The sequence below is a fragment of the Rhodoglobus sp. G.S.23 genome, assembly GCF_056675935.1.
The window spans coordinates 616,222-633,278 of the sequence record NZ_CM155237.1 but is presented as its reverse complement, the minus strand read 5'-3'; the positions used below and the strand labels follow the sequence as shown (position 1 = coordinate 633,278).

Sequence of the window (17,057 nt, the reverse complement as noted above, 5' to 3'; positions counted from 1 at the left end):
CATCCTGCGCGAAGCAACGCTGAGGGCGTCTGAGGGGTTTACCCGAGGGCGTCCTCAAGCTTTTGCTTGAGTTCTGAGGTGTCAAAGAGGTTCACGATGACGATGACGTCGGCGTTTGTCTTGCCGATGGCCTCGACGAACTCTTGGCTCGTGAGAATGATCTGAGCGTCGGCTGCGACAGTGCGCACTGAATTAACGTCAGCGGCAACAACGGTCGCTTCGAGGTCGAGCGCACGCAGTGCGCGCTCGGCGTTCACCTTGAGCACTCCAGAGGAGCCAATTCCGGCACCGCAAATGGTCACGATTTTCATGACGGAACGACCCCCATAATGTGTTGAACTTCTGCTGCGGTTGTTGCTTCGGCGAGCTGGTCGATCGCCGAAGAGTCGTTGAAAATATTTGCGACGGCCGCAACAGCCGCGAGATGCGCGCCTGCTTCAGAGATCGCTAGCCCGAGCACAACCCGAACGGGATCGTTGTGGGCGTGACCAAAACGAACTGGCTCCTTGAGCGTCACGATCGACAGTCCGTTAGCTATAACCTGTGGCCCCGGGCGGGCGTGAGCCAAAGCGAGGCCAGGAGCGATCACGACGTAGGGGCCGTGATCTTCGATCATCCGGATCATTTCGATGGCGTAGCCGGGCTTGGCAGCACCGGATCGTGCCAATGCCGCCCCGGAGAGCGAAACGGCGGCACGCCAGTCAGCGGCGAATGCTCCGATGTCGATTGCGGATTCAGGAAGCGGAGGCAGCGACATCGTTACGCGCTTTCGAATCCAGCGCTGATGGCCTCAGCGAGGTCCTCGCGCTCTTCGATGGGCAAGAAAGCGGCAGCAGCAGCATTGATCTGGAAGACCTCAAGATCGGTGAGGTCGTATCCGAAGGCCTCTGTCAGTAACGAGAGCTCGCGGCTCAAACTCGTTGCGCTCATCAGTCGGTTATCGGTGTTTACCGTGACCCGGAATCCGAGCTGGTAGAGCAGGTCGAAGGGATGATCGACAAGTTCGTCACCCCACTGTTCGATTGCACCGGTTTGTAGGTTGGATGATGGGCTGAGCTCGAGAGCAATCTCACGGTCCTTCACCCACTGCGCGAGGTCGCCGAGTGAGACGTACGTGTTTTCGTCATCTTCACGAGCGATCGTGATGTCTTCGGCTAGGCGCACTCCGTGTCCCAATCGCAGGGCGCGGCCGTCAAAGAGGGCACTGCGAATGCTGTCGAGGCCATCCGCTTCACCGGCATGCACTGTGGCCGGAATGTAGTTGTGGGCGAGCAGATCGAACGCACCGCGCATTCGGCTAGCGGGGTAGCCCGCTTCTGGCCCGGCGATGTCGAAACCGAGAACTCCACGATCCCGGTGACGAATCGCGAGCTCGGCAATTTCGGTGCCACGATCGGTCTGGCGCATTGAGCTCAAGAGTTGGCCAACACGGATGCTGCGGCCACTTGAGCGAACAGCGTCAGTTCCTTCTTCGAGCCCCTCTTGCACCGCAGCGACAGCCTGATCGAGGTCGAGACCGTTCTGCAGGTGCTGTTCTGGTGCCCACCGAATCTCACCATAAATAACACCGTCGTCGGCGAGGTCGTGCACGAATTCGCGGGCAACTCGCTTGAGGTTCTCTTGAGATTGCATGACAGCAATAGTCACGTCGAAGGTCTTGAGGTAATCGACGAGCGAGCCGGAGTCTGCTTGCTCAGCAAACCAGGAAGTGAGTTTCGCTGGGTCTGTTTCGGGGATCTCGTAGCCGATCTCCTCGGCAAGTTCCACGATTGTTTGCGGCCGCAATCCGCCATCGAGGTGATCGTGCAGGGAAACCTTGGGGAGCGCAGTAATGCTTGCGCTGCCTCCGGGCATCAGAAAATTCTCAACAGCGGCGTTCATACCCACAAATCTACCGTGCCAAACTCTGAAAGCCCTCTGTGGTTTTGCTGGATGACGTTAAGATTCTGTAAATGCTCGCCCTTGGAGCACTTCTGAGATTTCTTTCGCGGCATCCGCTGCGAGCTGGAGCACTCGTTCTGCTTCAACTTCACTGAAAGCGGTTGCTACGTAGGGCACGGTAATCGCTGCGACGGTCCCAGTCGAGCTCCGCACAGCAGCGACAACATCGGTGATGCCGGGATGAAACGTGTCTGCGCGCACGAGGGGTTCGGCATTGTCTGCTGCAAGCACGAAACCGGTTCCTGTGGTCTCGATCTCAAATGTAGCCCCCACGCGCACGCCGAAACCAAAGTCTGCGGGAGACTCCACTTGGGCGATCACTCGCACCCTGTTTCCATCCAGCACCGCAAGGTTGCAGGACTGCCGAGTCTGCTCCGCTAGCTGCCGCATGATCGGCAAGGAGACGCTGATCAGTCCTCGCAGTGGCGAATGCTTGTGCGCAAGGTCAAGCAGCTTCATCGCCAGCACATAGAGTCCGGACTGCTTGTCGCGGAACACAAAACCGCGACGCTCCAGGGTCGATAGCACCCGAAATATTTGACCGGTACTTCGTCCCGTGGCATCCGCTATCTCTGACTGGCTCAGCGACCCCGGAGTTTCCGCGAGCAATTCGAGAATGTCGAGGCCCTTTTCCAGGGCCGGGGCTGGGTACTCCGGTGTAGCGACCACTAGCGGTCTGCCTTCATTGCGATGAGCATGCGGCGGGCAATCTCGCGATTGATGGGGTCAGGAACCGGTTGCGCTCCCAACACCAGAGTCTCAGGGGCAGTAGCCACGCGTTCGAGCGACATCGCTTGGAGCAGAAACCCGAGGTCCATTGATTCGATCGAGTTTCCTTTGGGTTCACTGCCGGCGAGATTGATCATGCGTCCATCAGCTAGGAGCGTGACGTGTCGATTTCCTGGAAGATCGATTCGCTCGATAACGGTGTCGATTACGGTGCTGCTGATGGCGAGATCGCGCAGGGCGAGCACATCGATTTCCCAAGGAAAGTGACCGCAATTGACGAGCATTGCACCGTCAGCGACCACCTCGAAGAAGTCGGTACCCAAAACTTGCGGATGCCCGGTCGCGGTGATGAATACTTCGCCCCACTGCGCCAGATCGAGCATGTTTGCCACGCGGTAGCCGTCTAGTGCTGCTTCAAACGCTTTGATTTCATCAACTTCTACTACGGCAACTTTTGCGCCAAGGGCGCGAAGGTAGTGAGCGACTCCGCGACCGCACCAGCCGTATCCTGCGACCACGAATCGTCGCCCGGGAACCATGAGATTGGTGATGCGCATAAAGCTCTCGGCCACGGACTGACCGACCGCGTGTTTGTTCTCACCGAGCAGCGCGAGCGGGCTGTCGTTGATGAGCACCATAGGAAACGGCACGTATTCCGCGAGTTCTGACCGCAGCCGGTAACCGCCCGAACTGGTTTCTTCGGTTCCACCAATGATGTGGGATGCGAGTCCGGACTCGGCAACCGTGGCAACGAGGTCGGCTCCGTTGTCGAGCAGGATGTCTGGCTCGGCGGCGATCACGTTCACAATGTGCCCGTGGTGGTCATGGGGAGTGTCATCGCGACTACCGAAGATAGTCATTCCTTGTTCGCGCAAGAACGCGACGATGTCATCTTGCGTCGATCCATGGTTTCCGGTGGCCACAATCTCGGCGCCCCCAGCGGCCAGAGTTTCGAGTAGCACAGCCGTCTTGGGCTCTAGGTGCAGAGACATACCGATACGGCGACCAGCGAAAGGTTGGGTCTCGGCGAAGTGTGTGCGCATTTCGGCGAGCAGAGTCATGCGTGAGCGAATCCACGTGAGACGGGCGGCTGCGCGTTCAACAAGTTCACTAGTCATGACGCCACTCTACATATATGAATCTTATTTTCATATATGCTTTTCGGTATGGCTGAGAAGATTATCCTCGACTGCGACCCCGGGCACGACGACGCGATTGCGCTGCTGCTCGCCCACGGCAATACCGAGATCGAGTTGCTCGGCGTTACCACCGTGATGGGCAATCAGACCATCGAGAAGGTCACTCGCAACGCTCTAGCGATTGCTCGCGTCGCCGGCATCACTGATGTCCCCTTTGCCCGCGGCGCCCATCGTCCGCTCGTTCGCCAAATCGAAGTCGCCGAATCTATCCACGGCGAGTCCGGCCTCGACGGTCCCGTACTCCCCGAACCCACAATCGAGTTGGATGCCCGGCACGCTGTCGACTTCATTATTGACACCGTCATGGCCCACGAGCCAGGCACCGTAACGCTAGTGCCTACCGGCGCCCTCACCAACATCGCTCTCGCTGTCCGTAAAGAACCCCGCATTGCCGAACGCGTGAAGCAAGTCGTGCTCATGGGTGGAGGCGTCAACGTCGGCAACTGGAGCGCAACGAGCGAATTCAACATCGTGATCGACCCCGAAGCCGCGCACATTGTCTTCAACGAGTGCTGGCCGCTCACGATGGTGGGCCTTGATCTCACCCACGAAGCTCTCGCGACTGACGAAGTTGCGGCATCCATCGCGGCCGTCGGCACCGGCCCCGCTCGTTTCGTCGGCGAACTCCTCGAATTCTTCGGCGAGACCTACCGTGATGCGCAAGGTTTCGACCACCCGCCGGTACACGACCCGTGTGCCGTGGCCTTCGTCATCGATCCGAGCGTCATGCAGGTCGTGAAGGTGCCCTTGGATGTCGAACTCACGGGAACTCTCACGCTTGGCATGACCGTTGCCGATTTTCGCGCTCCGGCTCCCGCCGACTGCACAACTCAGGTCGCTCGCAACCTCGATCATCCCAAGTTCTGGGGAATGGTTGTCGACGCTCTCGAGCGCATCGGAGATCCGCAGCTTTAGGCGTTGCTGCTTTGCCGAGCGCGACGCTTTCGCGCACCAAGGTCGACGACGCCGATGAGCATTGCGATAGCGAAGAACAGGGTCGCAGAGAGCATCCCGACACCGTAAGCGTGGTGGTAGAGCTCGACGGTACCTTGGCTGCTGTTTCGTTCGTTGTAGAGCGTGGAGTAGAAGAGCGAGAGTGCTACAGCAGTTCCGATTGCTGTGCCGATGCGCTGCCCCAGTTGACCGACGGATCCAGCAAGTCCGCCCTCGACCGGCGGGATGTCGTTCAGTGTGAGTGTCTGATTGGGCGAAATCACTAGTCCACCGCCGGTTCCTCCGATGAGGAATGCGGCTGCCATCACGAATGGAGTGATTGCCGGCGGAGTGAGGATCGCCGCGGCCATGAGAAGTCCAAGCCCCACCAACAGGATGGCGAGTCCCACAACAACCAGCGAGCGACCGTAGCGCTCAACCAAGAGACCACCGCGCCACGACGAAAACGCGCTCGTCAGGGCGAACCCGATTGTCACCATTCCGGCAAAGACGGGCTCGAGACCGAGACCGAGTTGCAGGTAGAGGGTCGTGAGGAGGAACATCGCCGGCATCGCGGCAAAGTAGACCGTAGCGAGCATGGTTCCATTGCGGAACGAACTAATACGAAAGAGCTTTAGCGGAACGAGGGGCGCGCGGCCCCCTGCGGCATAGCGACGTTCCCACGCGACGAATGCTGCAGCGGCGAGCACAAAGACCACAAGCAACCACCATCGGTTGGGATCATCAGTTGGCGCTCCCGTCGTGAACAAGAATGGCCACATTAGCGCCAAGACGGTGACGCCAAATATTGCGATACCGATCGGGTCGAGGTCGAGGCGCCCATAGGTTGCTTTGGAGGTCGCGGGAAGGATGCGCCAAGCCAGAACGAGAGCGATAATGCCGAGAGGAACATTCATCCAGAAGATGTAGCGCCAGCCGTCTTGGGCACCACCAAGAGCAATCATGAGCCCACCGAGGGTCGGGCCGAACGCAGTTGCGATCCCGATCATTGCGCCGAACAAACCGAAGGCCCGACCACGCTCTGGCCCGCGGAACAACTGCTGGATAAGACCAATCACCTGGGGCATTTGGATGCCGGCCGCGACACCCTGCAGAAGTCGAGACGCCAGCAAAAGTTCGGCCGTCGGCGCAATAGCGCACGCAATACTGGCGAGAGTGAACAGCGTCAGTCCGGTCAAGAACAGCGCCTTGCGAGATCGCTGATCTCCCAGCCGGCCAGCCGGCACCAGAATCAAACCGAACGTCAAGACGTAGCCAGAGACGATCAGCTGCAACTGAGTGGAGCTTGCTCCCAGTGCATCTTCAATCGAGGGTAGTGCTACGTTGACCTTCGACAGATCCAGGATCGTGATCGCCGCAACGACGACACAAACCCAAAAGGCACGCCATTTATCGGTGTCGCTGAGAGCCGCTCCGGCACCCGCGGTGGTCTGATCCGCTTTAGTCATTTGTCTAACTTTACGTCAGCAAATGAGACCCCTCGTTCAGCCTTTACCGAGTCAAGCTCCCGAAATTAGTGCGACTTCCGTTTGTTCTAGTCGATGCGTCCCGCGATCAGCGGTCCGCCATCGTGCACGGTGTCGCCGGCGTCGCCGATGCGGTACGCGCCATCAAGAGACTCAAGCGCACGCTCGAATCGAGCCGGCTCATCCGCGTGCATAGTGAATAGCGGTTCACCCTTTCGCACCGTGTCGCCGGGCTTGGCGTGGAGATCGATTCCCGCAGCGTGCTGAACCGGGTCCTGCTTGCGCGCACGGCCTGCACCCAAGCGCCAGGCAGCAACACCGAATGGCAGAGCTTCCTGTTCGACGAGAACACCGTCGCGGTCAGCAAGAACAACGTGGCTTTCCTTGGGTTGGGGTAGCGCACCATCCGGGTCTCCGCCTTGCGCGGCGATCATGCCGCGCCAAGCATCCATTGCCTGACCGTTGTCGAGAGCAGCCTCAACATCTGCGTCGGGTTGGCCAACCTGAGCGAGCATTTCGCGGGCCAATGCGACAGTCAGGGCGCGAACGTCGGCGGGTCCACCACCGGCGAGCACCTCAACAGATTCACGAACCTCGTTGGCGTTTCCGATCGTGAGACCAAGGGGAACGTTCATGTTGGTGAGCAGGGCAACTGTCTTGACACCAGCGTCGTTACCGAGGCGAACCATGGTCTCGGCGAGTTCTCGACTGCGAGCCGCGTCTTTCATAAACGCACCAGAACCGAACTTCACGTCAAGCACGAGAGCAGAGGTGCCCTCGGCAATTTTCTTGCTCATGATGGAGGATGCGATCAACGGAATAGCTTCGACAGTTCCGGTGATGTCGCGAAGGGCATACAACTTCTTGTCTGCCGGAGCGAGGCCAGAACCGGCGGCACAAATCACTCCACCAACGCCACGCAGTTGCGCATAAAACTCTTCGTTGCTGAGGTCGGCACGCCAGCCGGGAATGCTCTCGAGCTTGTCAAGTGTGCCGCCCGTGTGGCCAAGGCCGCGGCCGGAAAGCTGCGGCACGGCAACGCCGAACGACGCAACCAGGGGTGCAAGCGGCAACGTAATTTTGTCACCGACACCACCGGTCGAGTGCTTGTCGGTTGTTGGCTTGCCGAGTCCGTCAAAGCTCAGGGTCTCGCCACTGGCGATCATTGCGAGGGTGAGGTCGCGAATCTCTTCGCGCTCCATACCGTTGATGAAGATGGCCATTGTCATGGCAGCCATCTGTTCGTCGCCGACATAACCGCGAGTGTAAGCATCCACGAGCCAGTTGATTTGGTCGGTGCTGAGTACGCCCTTGTCGCGCTTGGTGTGGATGAGATCGACGGCATCGAATCGTTCAATTGCTGTTTCTTCACTGTTATTCACTGCGGTACTCCTCAAGAGTGCGTGGCCCGAACGCGTCGGGAATTACTTCGTCAATTGTTTTGATGCCAGAAACTGTTTCGAGCAGCATGCCTTCAGCGGAGTGCTCAAACAGCAGCTGGCGGCAGCGGCCACAGGGCATGAGAGCGTTGCCTTTGCCATCCACGCAAGTGAAGGCGACAAGCTTGCCGCCGCCCGTCATGTGCAGTGCGGAGACCATGGTGCACTCTGCGCACAGCGTGAGGCCATAGGAAGCGTTTTCTACGTTGGCTCCCGAAATTATCCGGCCATCGTCGACAATGGCGGCGACGCCGACCGGAAACTTCGAATAGGGAACGTAGGCGTGACTCAGGGCATCTGTGGCGACGAGCCTCAGCGCATCCCAGTCAATTGATTGCGGCTCGATCGTCATAGCGTTACCCCTTTATGTACGGTGTTCCGGATGCGGCTGGCGGCCGAGACTTTCCGACCAAGCCGGCTACGGCAATGATTGTCACCACGTACGGCAGCATGAGCATGAACTCGCTCGGCACCGGCGAACCGACAACGCTCAAAGCGTTCTGCAGGTTGCTGGCGAAACCGAAGAGCAGTGCGGCGAGCGTCGCCTTGATCGGATCCCAGCGGCCGAAGATGACAGCGGCGAGAGCAATAAAGCCGGCTCCAGCCGTGACGTCCTTTCCGAACTGGCCCGTCTGGCTCAGCGTGATGAATGCTCCACCGAGACCAGCAATTGCTCCCGCGAGAGCAACATTCCAGAATCGCGTGCGGGTCACGTTGATACCAACAGTGTCAGCAGCCTTGGGGTGCTCGCCCACCGCGCGTAGGCGGAGTCCCCAGCGAGTGCGGTACAGCGCGAAGGCAACAGCCGCCACGATGATGTAGAGCAAGTAAACGATGAGGGTCTGCTTGAAGAGAACCGGTCCGACAATCGGGATACCGCTCAAGAAAGGAATCGGCAATACCGAGAACCCTTCTGGATTATTCAACCGCTCTGGGCTCTCAACAAGCCACTGCGAGTAGAGGAACCCGGTGAGGCCAGACACCAGAACGTTGATGACAACACCGACGATGATCTGGTTGACAAGGTACTTGATTGCGAATACCGAGAGCAGGAACGAGACAAGCATTCCCGCAACCGCAGCCGCGAACAGTCCAGCAAAGGGGGATGCGGTGATTGTGCCAACGACCGCTGAGACGAATGCTCCAGCGAGCAGCTGAGCCTCAATGGCGATGTTGACAACACCAACACGCTCGGAGATCACACCGCCGAGTGCACCAAAGATGAGCGGCACAGCGAGAACAAGGGCCCCAGCGAGCAGTTCAGGAACGCGCAGCGTTTCGTCGGCAGCGGCCCACGTAAGAAATCCGGTGAGAGCGAATAGTGCGCCAAGAACAGGAACCCAGGTCGGCACTGTACGGTCTTGCGAAATCATGTACGCGGAGACGATGGAGATCAACGCCATCAGTATCGTGACAACGATGCCAGTGGCCAGCGCAGGCAAATGAACCACAGGCAACTGGAAGAGATCAGTCCCAGTCGAGAGGTTGAACCCTGTAGGCGCATCCTCGGCAAAGCCGATAAACAACACTCCCGAAATCACGGCGACAATCGCGAACGCAATCGGCATCTTCCAACTGCGGCGATCAATCTTCGAGCCGGCGAGGCTCTTGCTGTCTGAAGTCTTGGTGAGAGTCATTAGCTGACCACCTTCTTTGCGCGAGCGCCGGGTTGCGGCAAACGGAACACAGCACGCACGAGCGGCGGAGCTGCGATAAACAGAACGATCAGCGACTGAACAACCAGAACGATGTCGATCGGGATACTCTGCGAAGCCTGCATGGTGAATCCACCAGCCTTGAACGCCCCGAACAGTACACCGGCGGCGAACGTTCCCCACGGCGTTGAGCGGCCAAGCAATGCAACGGTAATAGCGTCGAAGCCGATACCGGCATCCACCCCAGAAGTGAAACCACTTGTCGTAGTTCCGAGAACTTCGGTGCTTGCCGCAAGACCGGCGTAGCCACCGGCGATCAGCATCACGTAGATGTAGAGACGCTCCACCTTGATGCCGGCAACTCGAGCCGCATGCGGGTTGAGCCCCACAGCGCGGAACTTGAAGCCGAGACTCGAACGTTCAATCAACCACCATGCCAACACCGTGGCCGCAATAACGACGATGAAACCCCAGTGGAGTTTGAAACCGTCACCAAAAATCGGCGGAAGTACAGCGTTATCAGCGGCGGGCGGAGTCTTCGGGTTGTTGGATCCGGGGTTCTTAAGTAGATCAGTGCGCAGCAAGAAGCTGATCAGGTAGTAGGCGACGTAGTTGAGCATGATCGTCACGATCACCTCGTGCGCTCCGGTTCTTGCCTTCAAAACGCCAGCAATAGCGCCCCACAGAGCGCCACCGATGATGCCCATGATGACGGCGACTACAACGTGGATGACAATGGGCAGATCCCACGCGAAGCTCGCATAGCCCGCGAATGCTGCACCGACGATGATCTGGCCGCGGCCACCGATGTTGAACAGTCCAACACGGAACGCGATGGCAACACCGAGACCGGCTGCGATCAGCGGCGTCGCGAAGACCAGTGTCTGCGTCAGTGGCTTGATCGCAGAGAGAAAGTCATCGCGGCGGAAGTCATACACCGATCCCTGGAAGAGAGCGAGGTAGGCGCCACCAACGGCGCTTCCGATCGCGGCAAAAAGGTCGCCGGGGCGGGCGAAGAAGTATCCGGCCGCATCCTGAACATCAGGGTCGGTCAGGGCAATGAGCACTCCGCCGATAATGATTGCCAGAAGGACGGCAAGCACCGAAAGGAGAGCGTTGCCCGACGCAATTTCGCGGAACGCATTCGTCCACCGAGCGGTGTCCTGATTGGTCTCCGAGTTCTCGGCACCCTGGGTCAACGCTGCCGCTTCAGACGACTGATCTACAGACGACTGATCTTCAGCATTCTGATCTTCTGGTTTCTGATCTTCTGGTTTCTGATCTTCTGGTTTCTGGGACGTTGGCTCGCTCATGCTGCCTCCTCCGTAATGCGTTCGCCGGCCATCATGAGGCCGAGTTTTTCGCGGGGGGTGTCCGCCGGTACGATTCCAACAATCTGGCCCTTGTACATGACCGCGATACGGTCAGCTAGGGAGACAACTTCGTCGAGTTCTGTCGACACGACAATCACGGGAAGTCCGCGATCGCGCACGCCAACGATCTGCTCGTGAACGAACTCAATAGATCCAACATCGAGACCTCGGGTTGGTTGCGAGACGACGAGAAGTGATAGCTCGCGACTCAGTTCGCGCGCCAATACAACCTTCTGTTGGTTACCACCCGAAAGCTGGGAAACGCTTTCGTGAATGCTCTGGGCGCGAATGTCGAACGCTTCGAGCTTGTCGACGGCAAACTCATTCAGCGTGTCTGTCTTGAGAGTGCCGTACTGCACGAAGGGTGCCCCGTCACTGCGGTCAAGCATGAGATTCTCGGCAATACTGAACCCGCCAACCAGACCATCAAGCGTGCGGTCTTCCGGCACGTAGCCAACACCCTCATCAAGAATTTGGCGGGCGTTGAGGCCCAATAGTTCTTTGCCATTCAGAGAGATCGAACCGGATGCGCGTGGCTGCATCCCCAACAGTGCCTCGGCGAGCTCGGTCTGTCCGTTACCTTGCACACCTGCAATTGCGAGAATCTCACCACCCTGAACAGTGACACTGAGGTCCTTCACAGCACGGTTGCCGAACTCATCAGCTATCGACAGATTCTCGATGACGAGAGAATTTTCCGTAAGTTGCGCAGGTGCCTTATCGATCGTGAGGTCTACGGCACGACCGACCATGAGCGATGCAAGTTCTTCCTTGTCGGCGCTGGGGTCGGCTTCACCAACAACCTTGCCTAGGCGGATGACCGTGATGCGGTCAGCGACTTCGCGAACCTCACGCAGTTTGTGCGTAATGAAAACAATGGAAGTGCCCTCTGACTTGAGTTGGCGCATGATGGCCATGAACTCGTCAGTCTCTTGGGGCGTTAATACGGCGGTTGGCTCATCAAAAACGAGAACCTTCGCCTCACGGGAGAGCGCCTTGACGATCTCAACCCGCTGCTGAACTCCCACGGGGAGATCTTCGACAAGGGCGTCGGGATCGATGTCGAATCCGAATCGTGCCGAAATGTCTCGCACGAGGGTGCGCGCGGCGTCGAGATTCAGTAGCCCTGGTCCGTAGACCTCTTCGTGCCCGAGCGCCACGTTCTCCGCGACGCTAAAGACAGGGATCAACATGAAGTGCTGGTGGACCATGCCAATGCCGGAACGCATAGCGTCTCCAGGGCCGGCGAAGTGGCGTACTTCGTCGTCGATGAGAATCTCGCCCTCTTCAGCCTGATACAGGCCGTAGAGAACATTCATCAACGTTGACTTGCCCGCGCCGTTCTCGCCGAGGAGGCAATGGATCTCGCCCTCTTCGATTGTGAGATCAATATGATCGTTCGCGATTAGGTCACCAAAGCGCTTGGTTATACCTCGCAGCTCAAGTTTCACAATCTCTCCTCAGTGCTGATTCGGCGTCGTCGCCGTCGTTTGATTTCACAAGATTAGCCTCAGAAGACTAGTCCAAAACGAAGGGGGCTGACCCTCAGGCCAGCCCCCTCAGTTCTTTATACCTAGTTGAGGTACGACTTCACGGCGATGTCGCCGGAGATGATGCCGTCCTTTACAGCGACGAGCTCTGCCTCGAGGCCGCCGTCAACCTTGGACTCGAAGTCGTGGAACGGCGCGATGCCAACTCCACCGTTTTCGAGGGTTCCAATGTAGGGAGTGGTGTCAAGCGAACCGCTCGATGCTTCCATTACGACCTCTTCAACAGCAACACTGATCTGCTTGAGGATCGAGGTGAGGAACAAGTCCGCTGCTGCGGTCTCGGTCTCGGTCAGGTCAGCGTCAACACCGATCATGGCGATGTCCTTGCCGGAGTCGCGAATTGCCTCAACTGCGCTCTGGAAGATCGGGCCACCGACGGGAAGCAGAACGTCTGCACCCTGGTCGATCAGGTTCTGTGCTGCTGCACGCGAGTCGGTTCCGGGAGCGAAGCTACCGATGAACGTTCCGTCCTGTGCTGCGACATCCCAACCGCGGACCGTGACTGCTGCACCCTTTTCGGAGTTGTAGTAGTCAACACCCTGTGCTGCGCCATCCATGAAGATCGAAACGGTCGGGAAGTTCATTCCGCCGTAGGTTCCAACAACACCGGTGGTCGAGTAGCTTGCTGCTGCGTATCCTGCGAGGAACGCTGCGCCTGCAGTGTCGAAGAGGATCGGCTTGATGTTGTCTGCGTCGGTCGTGCCGTCGAAGTCGTTGTCAGCGGCGTCATCAACAATTGCGAAGTTGACGTCGGGGTTTGCCAGAGCAAACTCAACGGTTGCAGCGGAAAGGTTGAACCCAACAGTAACGATCAGGTCGCAACCCTCGGCAATGAGGCTCTCGATGTTGGGTGCGTAGTCTGCGTCGCTAGTCGACTCAACAGTGAGGAAGTCAACGCCGAGTTCGTCGGCTGCCTTTTCGATACCTTCATAACCGAGCTGGTTGAACGACTTGTCGTCGAATCCGCCAGAGTCAGAAACCATGCAGGGGAGGAAGTCGAGCGCTTCGCCCGAACCCTCTGCGGACTCTTCCGGTGCTGCTGCGCAACCGGCGAGTACGAGTGCGCTCGTTGCAACGAGCGCCATGCCGCTGAGTGTGCGGCCGTGAGTGCTGATTCTCAAGGTGTCCTCCAAGATGCTGTTCGACAGAAATTGTCGAAACATGATTCACCTACGCTACCGAAGAATCAAGAAAACGAATGTGCGAATATGAGCGCTGAAGCCGAATGGTTACAAATGCGAAATCACATCGTCACAACACATCGTTGCGGCCAGAGATTTTTAGAGCATCCACTACAGATTTGACGCGTTGAGCGTTCGCAGTTGTCGTAACCAGCAAAGCGTCTGGAGTATCGACCACGACAATGTCGTTTACCCCAATTAGGGAAATAAGCCGGTCAGTCTGGCTAATCACTACTCCGGTGGATTTGTCGGCGAGTACGCGAGCATTTTCACCGAGAATCGCGAGGTCAGATTTGCGACCGCCGGAGTGCAATTTAGCGATCGACGCAAAGTCTCCAACGTCGTCCCAATCGAAGTCGCCAGGAACAACAACAAGTCGCCCCTCCGCGGCAGCAGGTTCTGCAACCGTGTAATCGATCGCGATCTTGGCGAGGTGCGGCCACACCCGGTCAACAACAGCGCCGCGAGCTGGGGTATCCCAAGCTTCGGCAAGTTCGGTGAGCCCGACGAGCAACTCTGGCTCGGCTTTGCCCAATTGCTCAAGCAGGACATCGGCACGCGAGATGAACATCCCGGCGTTCCAGAGATAGTCGCCACTGGTCAAATAGGACTCAGCGGTCGCAAAGTCTGGCTTCTCGACGAATGATTCAACAGAGACGGCGCTCGGAGCGCCATCAACATCAATCGCGCCGCTGCAGTGAATGTATCCAAACCCGATTGCCGGTTCGGACGGTGTGATTCCAATTGCCGCAATGTAGCCAGCGTTCGCGACAGCAATAGCTTCGCGCACGCTGCGACGAAATCCGCGGATGTCGCGAATAACGTGATCAGCAGCAAACGACCCGATAACGACGTTGGGGTCGCGCTTGAGCAGTATCGCGGCGGCAAGCCCGATGGCGGCGGAGGAATCTTTCGGTTCACTCTCCAGCACAACGTTGGCGTCGCTCAATTCGGGAAGCTGCTTTTCGACAGCTGCACGATGCGCTCGCCCCGTGACGACCATGATGCGGTCGGGGCCAGATAGCGGTGCGAGTCGATCCCAGGTGTCGCGAAGCAGTGTCTGACCTGACCCGGTGAGATCGTGCAAAAACTTGGGAGCATCTGCCCGCGACAGCGGCCACAGTCGCGATCCGATGCCACCGGCAGGGATCACACTGTAGAAATTGTCGAAAGGTGCCTGAAGTTGGCTCATACATCCACCCTAGACTTCAGCGCCCGTTAACTCGCCCGTTGTTCGCACCTCCTAGCGTGACCAGTACGACAACCGATTGAGGTGCTGAATTTGCGGGTCGCCATTGTTAGCGAAAGTTTTCTTCCCACGGTCAATGGCGTCACCAATAGCGTGAGCAAGGTGCTCGACTACTTGAGCGCCGAGGGCCACGAAGCAATCGTGATTTGTCCCGCGGCAGGCGCCCCCGCCACTTATGCGGGTTTCACCGTTCACTCGGTACCAGCGCTCGCCTACCGCCAATTTCCGGTCGGGCTCCCCAACCCGCAGGTGCACAAACTCATCGCCGACTTTCGGCCGGATGTCGTTCACGCGGCAGCACCTTTTCTCTTAGGGGCGCAGGCAATTGCCTCCGCCAATCGGCTCGGCATTGCCACCGTCGCAATCTTCCAGACGGATGTCGCCGGTTACGCTCGCCGCCATCGCCTCGGTCCGGCAACGAAACTGGCGTGGCGCATCGTGCGCTGGATCCACGATGGTGCTCAACTCACTCTCGCTCCGTCGAGCACCGCTATGGCCGATCTGAAAGCCATCGGGCTGACAAAGCTTGAGAGATGGGGTCGCGGTGTTGACCTCGCGATGTATCACCCTGCAAAGAAACTGACCCCCGAAACGGCAAAGCTGCGCAAGCGGCTCTCTCCCCACGGGGAGGTAGTCGTTGGCTATGTCGGGCGCGTCGCGCCCGAGAAGCAAGTGGAACGGCTGAGAGCGCTTCGCGGTCTCGACGGGGTGCGCGTCGCGATTGTCGGAGACGGTTCATCGGTTCCTCATGTCAAGAAGGAGCTTGCCGGCATCCCGGTCACGTGGCTTGGTCGCTTGGGCGGCGAAGAGCTGGCAACGGCGTATGCGGCCTTCGATGTCTTTGTGCACACGGGCACGGAGGAGACTTTTGGCCAGACGCTTCAGGAAGCGCACTCGGCGGGATTGCCCGTTGTTGCACCCCGCTCCGGGGGGCCTATCGATCTGATTGATCACGGCACGAACGGCTTTCTCTTCGAGGCAGACAACGAAAGTCAGCTGCGGGCGTTCGTTGAGGCATTGGTGATCGACCCTGAGCTGCGCTCCCGTATGGGCGAGGCCGGTCGACGCACAGTGCTTGGCAAGTCGTGGAGCGGTGTCTGTGCGCAGCTCGTCGATTACTACACGGCAACGATTGCCGCTGGAGTTGTTCGTGCCTCTGAGCGGGCTCACGCGCGATCGCGCTGACCATACTCCCTGGCTTCCTCGAACGCCGTGACCTAGAGTGCACTCTAGGCAGAAGGATGGGCTTGGCTCACACTTCGGAGACGACGGGACCTCATGGGCGACACGAAAGAACGCGTACTAACAATCGGTGAGGTTGCTGCAGCAACAGGCGTCACTGACCACACGCTGCGCTATTACGAAAAGGCGGGCATCCTGGTCGTGCCGCGGCTAGCAAACGGACAACGCCGCTACCGCGAGATCGATGTGAAAGCTGTCGAATTCATCAGTCACCTTCGACGAACCGGGATGCCTATCCGCACCATTCGCGAGTATGCCGATCTCGTTCGCAGCCCACAAGACACCTCCGCAGACCGGATGCGGTTGCTCGAACAACATCGAGAGAATGTTGCCCGCGAACTGGCCGAGTAACAGCAACACCTTGCCGGAATCACTCAGAAGATTGAGTGGTATCGAGCATCACTGGCCGTGCGCGATGATGACGAGACAGCCGTCAGCAGTGAAGTATCGAAAGAAACTGCGCGGGAAAAGACTGTAGCCCGTTAACTTTCCGAGAATTCACGAAATCATCCCGGATTTGCGGCTATTTAGCGTGAGGTGGGAAGCAAGGCGCTCCGCGCAGGAATAGACTGGGTAGGTCCGCCTGTGCGGACACTCATCGGTCGCGGTGGACGCGACCCCACACCGCAAGGAGGGTCCTCGTGCCAGAGAAGTCGGCGAGCAACCTAGTGGCGGAGCCGCAGTCTCCCCCGAAGATCCGCTCACCCAAAAGACCTGCCGGCACCCTGTACCGGGGCAACGAGGGCATGTGGTCGTGGGTGCTTCACCGCATTACCGGTGTCGCCATCTACTTCTTCCTTCTTGTTCACATTCTTGACACCGCACTTGTTCGCGTGAGTCCAGAGGCCTACAACGCCGTTATTTCGACCTACAAGACTCCGTTGATGGGTCTTGGAGAGATCGCTCTGGTTGCGGCAATTGCCTTCCACGCCTTTAACGGCCTGCGCATCATCCTGATCGACTTCTGGGCATTCGGCGCGAAACACCAACGCGCAATGTTCTGGGTGGTCATCGGACTCTGGCTTGTTCTGCTCGCCGGATTCATTCCCCGCCAGCTAATGCACGTCTTCGGAGGTTGA

General features: G+C 58.5%; 17 protein-coding genes. 4 read left to right on the top strand and 13 right to left on the bottom strand.

Annotation, left to right across the window (positions count from 1 at the left end; all coding sequences use genetic code 11):
* Positions 1 to 38: 38 nt before the first annotated feature.
* From AC1ENN_RS03075 to AC1ENN_RS03055, 5 genes are read right to left on the bottom strand one after another with little or no spacing between them, the layout of a single operon-like run.
* The gene (locus AC1ENN_RS03075; RefSeq protein WP_449648279.1) at positions 39 to 311 is read right to left on the bottom strand and encodes a PTS sugar transporter subunit IIB; all 273 of its coding nucleotides are present in this window, start codon (positions 309 to 311) and stop codon (positions 39 to 41) included.
* Entirely contained in the window at positions 308 to 757 is a 450-nt protein-coding gene (locus AC1ENN_RS03070; protein WP_480391780.1) for a PTS sugar transporter subunit IIA, read from the bottom strand. Before AC1ENN_RS03070 ends, AC1ENN_RS03075 begins: the two co-directional genes overlap by 4 nt.
* Positions 758 to 759: 2 nt before the next feature.
* Complete coding sequence (locus AC1ENN_RS03065; protein ID WP_449648281.1) at positions 760 to 1,881, bottom strand: adenosine deaminase; 1,122 nt, start codon at positions 1,879 to 1,881, stop codon at positions 760 to 762.
* 57 nt (positions 1,882 to 1,938) lie between these two features.
* The gene (locus AC1ENN_RS03060; RefSeq protein ID WP_449648282.1) at positions 1,939 to 2,610 is read right to left on the bottom strand and encodes an IclR family transcriptional regulator; all 672 of its coding nucleotides are present in this window, start codon (positions 2,608 to 2,610) and stop codon (positions 1,939 to 1,941) included.
* Positions 2,610 to 3,788, bottom strand: coding sequence for an adenosylhomocysteinase (locus AC1ENN_RS03055; protein ID WP_480406638.1), 1,179 nt, complete (start codon positions 3,786 to 3,788; stop codon positions 2,610 to 2,612). The genes AC1ENN_RS03060 and AC1ENN_RS03055 overlap by 1 nt, the downstream gene beginning before the upstream one ends.
* Positions 3,789 to 3,836: 48 nt before the next feature.
* Between AC1ENN_RS03055 and uriH the strand changes: the two genes are divergently transcribed.
* Complete coding sequence (gene uriH, locus AC1ENN_RS03050) at positions 3,837 to 4,784, top strand: uridine-preferring nucleoside hydrolase UriH (RefSeq protein ID WP_480406637.1); 948 nt, start codon at positions 3,837 to 3,839, stop codon at positions 4,782 to 4,784.
* Here the strand turns inward: uriH and AC1ENN_RS03045 are convergent.
* The 8 genes from AC1ENN_RS03045 to AC1ENN_RS03010 form a co-directional block, all read right to left on the bottom strand.
* Positions 4,781 to 6,271: an MFS transporter gene (locus AC1ENN_RS03045; RefSeq protein WP_480391777.1), complete on the bottom strand. Its 1,491-nt coding sequence runs from the start codon at positions 6,269 to 6,271 to the stop codon at positions 4,781 to 4,783. The two genes, uriH and AC1ENN_RS03045, sit on opposite strands and share 4 nt — an antisense overlap.
* Before the next feature lie 86 nt (positions 6,272 to 6,357).
* Entirely contained in the window at positions 6,358 to 7,671 is a 1,314-nt protein-coding gene (locus AC1ENN_RS03040; protein WP_449648286.1) for a thymidine phosphorylase, read from the bottom strand.
* The gene (locus AC1ENN_RS03035; RefSeq protein ID WP_010205718.1) at positions 7,664 to 8,080 is read right to left on the bottom strand and encodes a cytidine deaminase; all 417 of its coding nucleotides are present in this window, start codon (positions 8,078 to 8,080) and stop codon (positions 7,664 to 7,666) included. Before AC1ENN_RS03035 ends, AC1ENN_RS03040 begins: the two co-directional genes overlap by 8 nt.
* Positions 8,081 to 8,084: 4 nt before the next feature.
* Entirely contained in the window at positions 8,085 to 9,365 is a 1,281-nt protein-coding gene (locus AC1ENN_RS03030; RefSeq protein ID WP_449648287.1) for an ABC transporter permease, read from the bottom strand.
* Positions 9,365 to 10,696 carry an ABC transporter permease gene (locus tag AC1ENN_RS03025; RefSeq protein WP_480391776.1) on the bottom strand — a complete coding sequence of 444 codons (1,332 nt, stop codon included), beginning with the start codon at positions 10,694 to 10,696 and terminating at the stop codon, positions 9,365 to 9,367. Before AC1ENN_RS03025 ends, AC1ENN_RS03030 begins: the two co-directional genes overlap by 1 nt.
* Entirely contained in the window at positions 10,693 to 12,207 is a 1,515-nt protein-coding gene (locus AC1ENN_RS03020) for an ABC transporter ATP-binding protein (protein ID WP_480391775.1), read from the bottom strand. The genes AC1ENN_RS03025 and AC1ENN_RS03020 overlap by 4 nt, the downstream gene beginning before the upstream one ends.
* A gap of 122 nt (positions 12,208 to 12,329) precedes the next feature.
* A complete protein-coding gene (locus AC1ENN_RS03015; protein WP_480406636.1) occupies positions 12,330 to 13,427 on the bottom strand; it encodes a BMP family lipoprotein in 1,098 nt (365 codons plus the stop codon).
* 130 nt (positions 13,428 to 13,557) lie between these two features.
* Positions 13,558 to 14,679 (bottom strand): mannose-1-phosphate guanylyltransferase, encoded by a 1,122-nt coding sequence (locus AC1ENN_RS03010; RefSeq protein WP_449648291.1) that lies wholly within the window; start codon positions 14,677 to 14,679, stop codon positions 13,558 to 13,560.
* A gap of 90 nt (positions 14,680 to 14,769) precedes the next feature.
* On the opposite strand from AC1ENN_RS03010, the gene AC1ENN_RS03005 reads away from it, so the two are divergent.
* From AC1ENN_RS03005 to sdhC, 3 genes are all read left to right on the top strand, one after another.
* A complete protein-coding gene (locus AC1ENN_RS03005; protein ID WP_480391774.1) occupies positions 14,770 to 15,921 on the top strand; it encodes a glycosyltransferase family 4 protein in 1,152 nt (383 codons plus the stop codon).
* 93 nt (positions 15,922 to 16,014) lie between these two features.
* The gene (locus AC1ENN_RS03000; RefSeq protein WP_480406635.1) at positions 16,015 to 16,329 is read left to right on the top strand and encodes a MerR family transcriptional regulator; all 315 of its coding nucleotides are present in this window, start codon (positions 16,015 to 16,017) and stop codon (positions 16,327 to 16,329) included.
* A 317-nt stretch (positions 16,330 to 16,646) separates the two neighbouring features.
* Positions 16,647 to 17,057, top strand: coding sequence for a succinate dehydrogenase, cytochrome b556 subunit (gene sdhC / locus AC1ENN_RS02995; protein WP_449648508.1), 411 nt, complete (start codon positions 16,647 to 16,649; stop codon positions 17,055 to 17,057).

Excerpts from the sequence above, each read along its gene's own strand:
- AC1ENN_RS03075 (WP_449648279.1), bottom strand. The coding sequence starts at position 311 with ATGAAAATCGTGACCATTTGCGGTGCCGGAATTGGCTCCTCTGGAGTG.
- AC1ENN_RS03070 (WP_480391780.1), bottom strand. The coding sequence starts at position 757 with ATGTCGCTGCCTCCGCTTCCTGAATCCGCAATCGACATCGGAGCATTC.
- AC1ENN_RS03065 (WP_449648281.1), bottom strand. The coding sequence starts at position 1,881 with ATGAACGCCGCTGTTGAGAATTTTCTGATGCCCGGAGGCAGCGCAAGC.
- AC1ENN_RS03055 (WP_480406638.1), bottom strand. The coding sequence starts at position 3,788 with ATGACTAGTGAACTTGTTGAACGCGCAGCCGCCCGTCTCACGTGGATT.
- uriH (WP_480406637.1), top strand. The coding sequence starts at position 3,837 with ATGGCTGAGAAGATTATCCTCGACTGCGACCCCGGGCACGACGACGCG.
- AC1ENN_RS03045 (WP_480391777.1), bottom strand. The coding sequence starts at position 6,271 with ATGACTAAAGCGGATCAGACCACCGCGGGTGCCGGAGCGGCTCTCAGC.
- AC1ENN_RS03035 (WP_010205718.1), bottom strand. The coding sequence starts at position 8,080 with ATGACGATCGAGCCGCAATCAATTGACTGGGATGCGCTGAGGCTCGTC.
- AC1ENN_RS03030 (WP_449648287.1), bottom strand. The coding sequence starts at position 9,365 with ATGACTCTCACCAAGACTTCAGACAGCAAGAGCCTCGCCGGCTCGAAG.
- AC1ENN_RS03025 (WP_480391776.1), bottom strand. The coding sequence starts at position 10,696 with ATGAGCGAGCCAACGTCCCAGAAACCAGAAGATCAGAAACCAGAAGAT.
- AC1ENN_RS03010 (WP_449648291.1), bottom strand. The coding sequence starts at position 14,679 with ATGAGCCAACTTCAGGCACCTTTCGACAATTTCTACAGTGTGATCCCT.
- AC1ENN_RS03000 (WP_480406635.1), top strand. The coding sequence starts at position 16,015 with ATGGGCGACACGAAAGAACGCGTACTAACAATCGGTGAGGTTGCTGCA.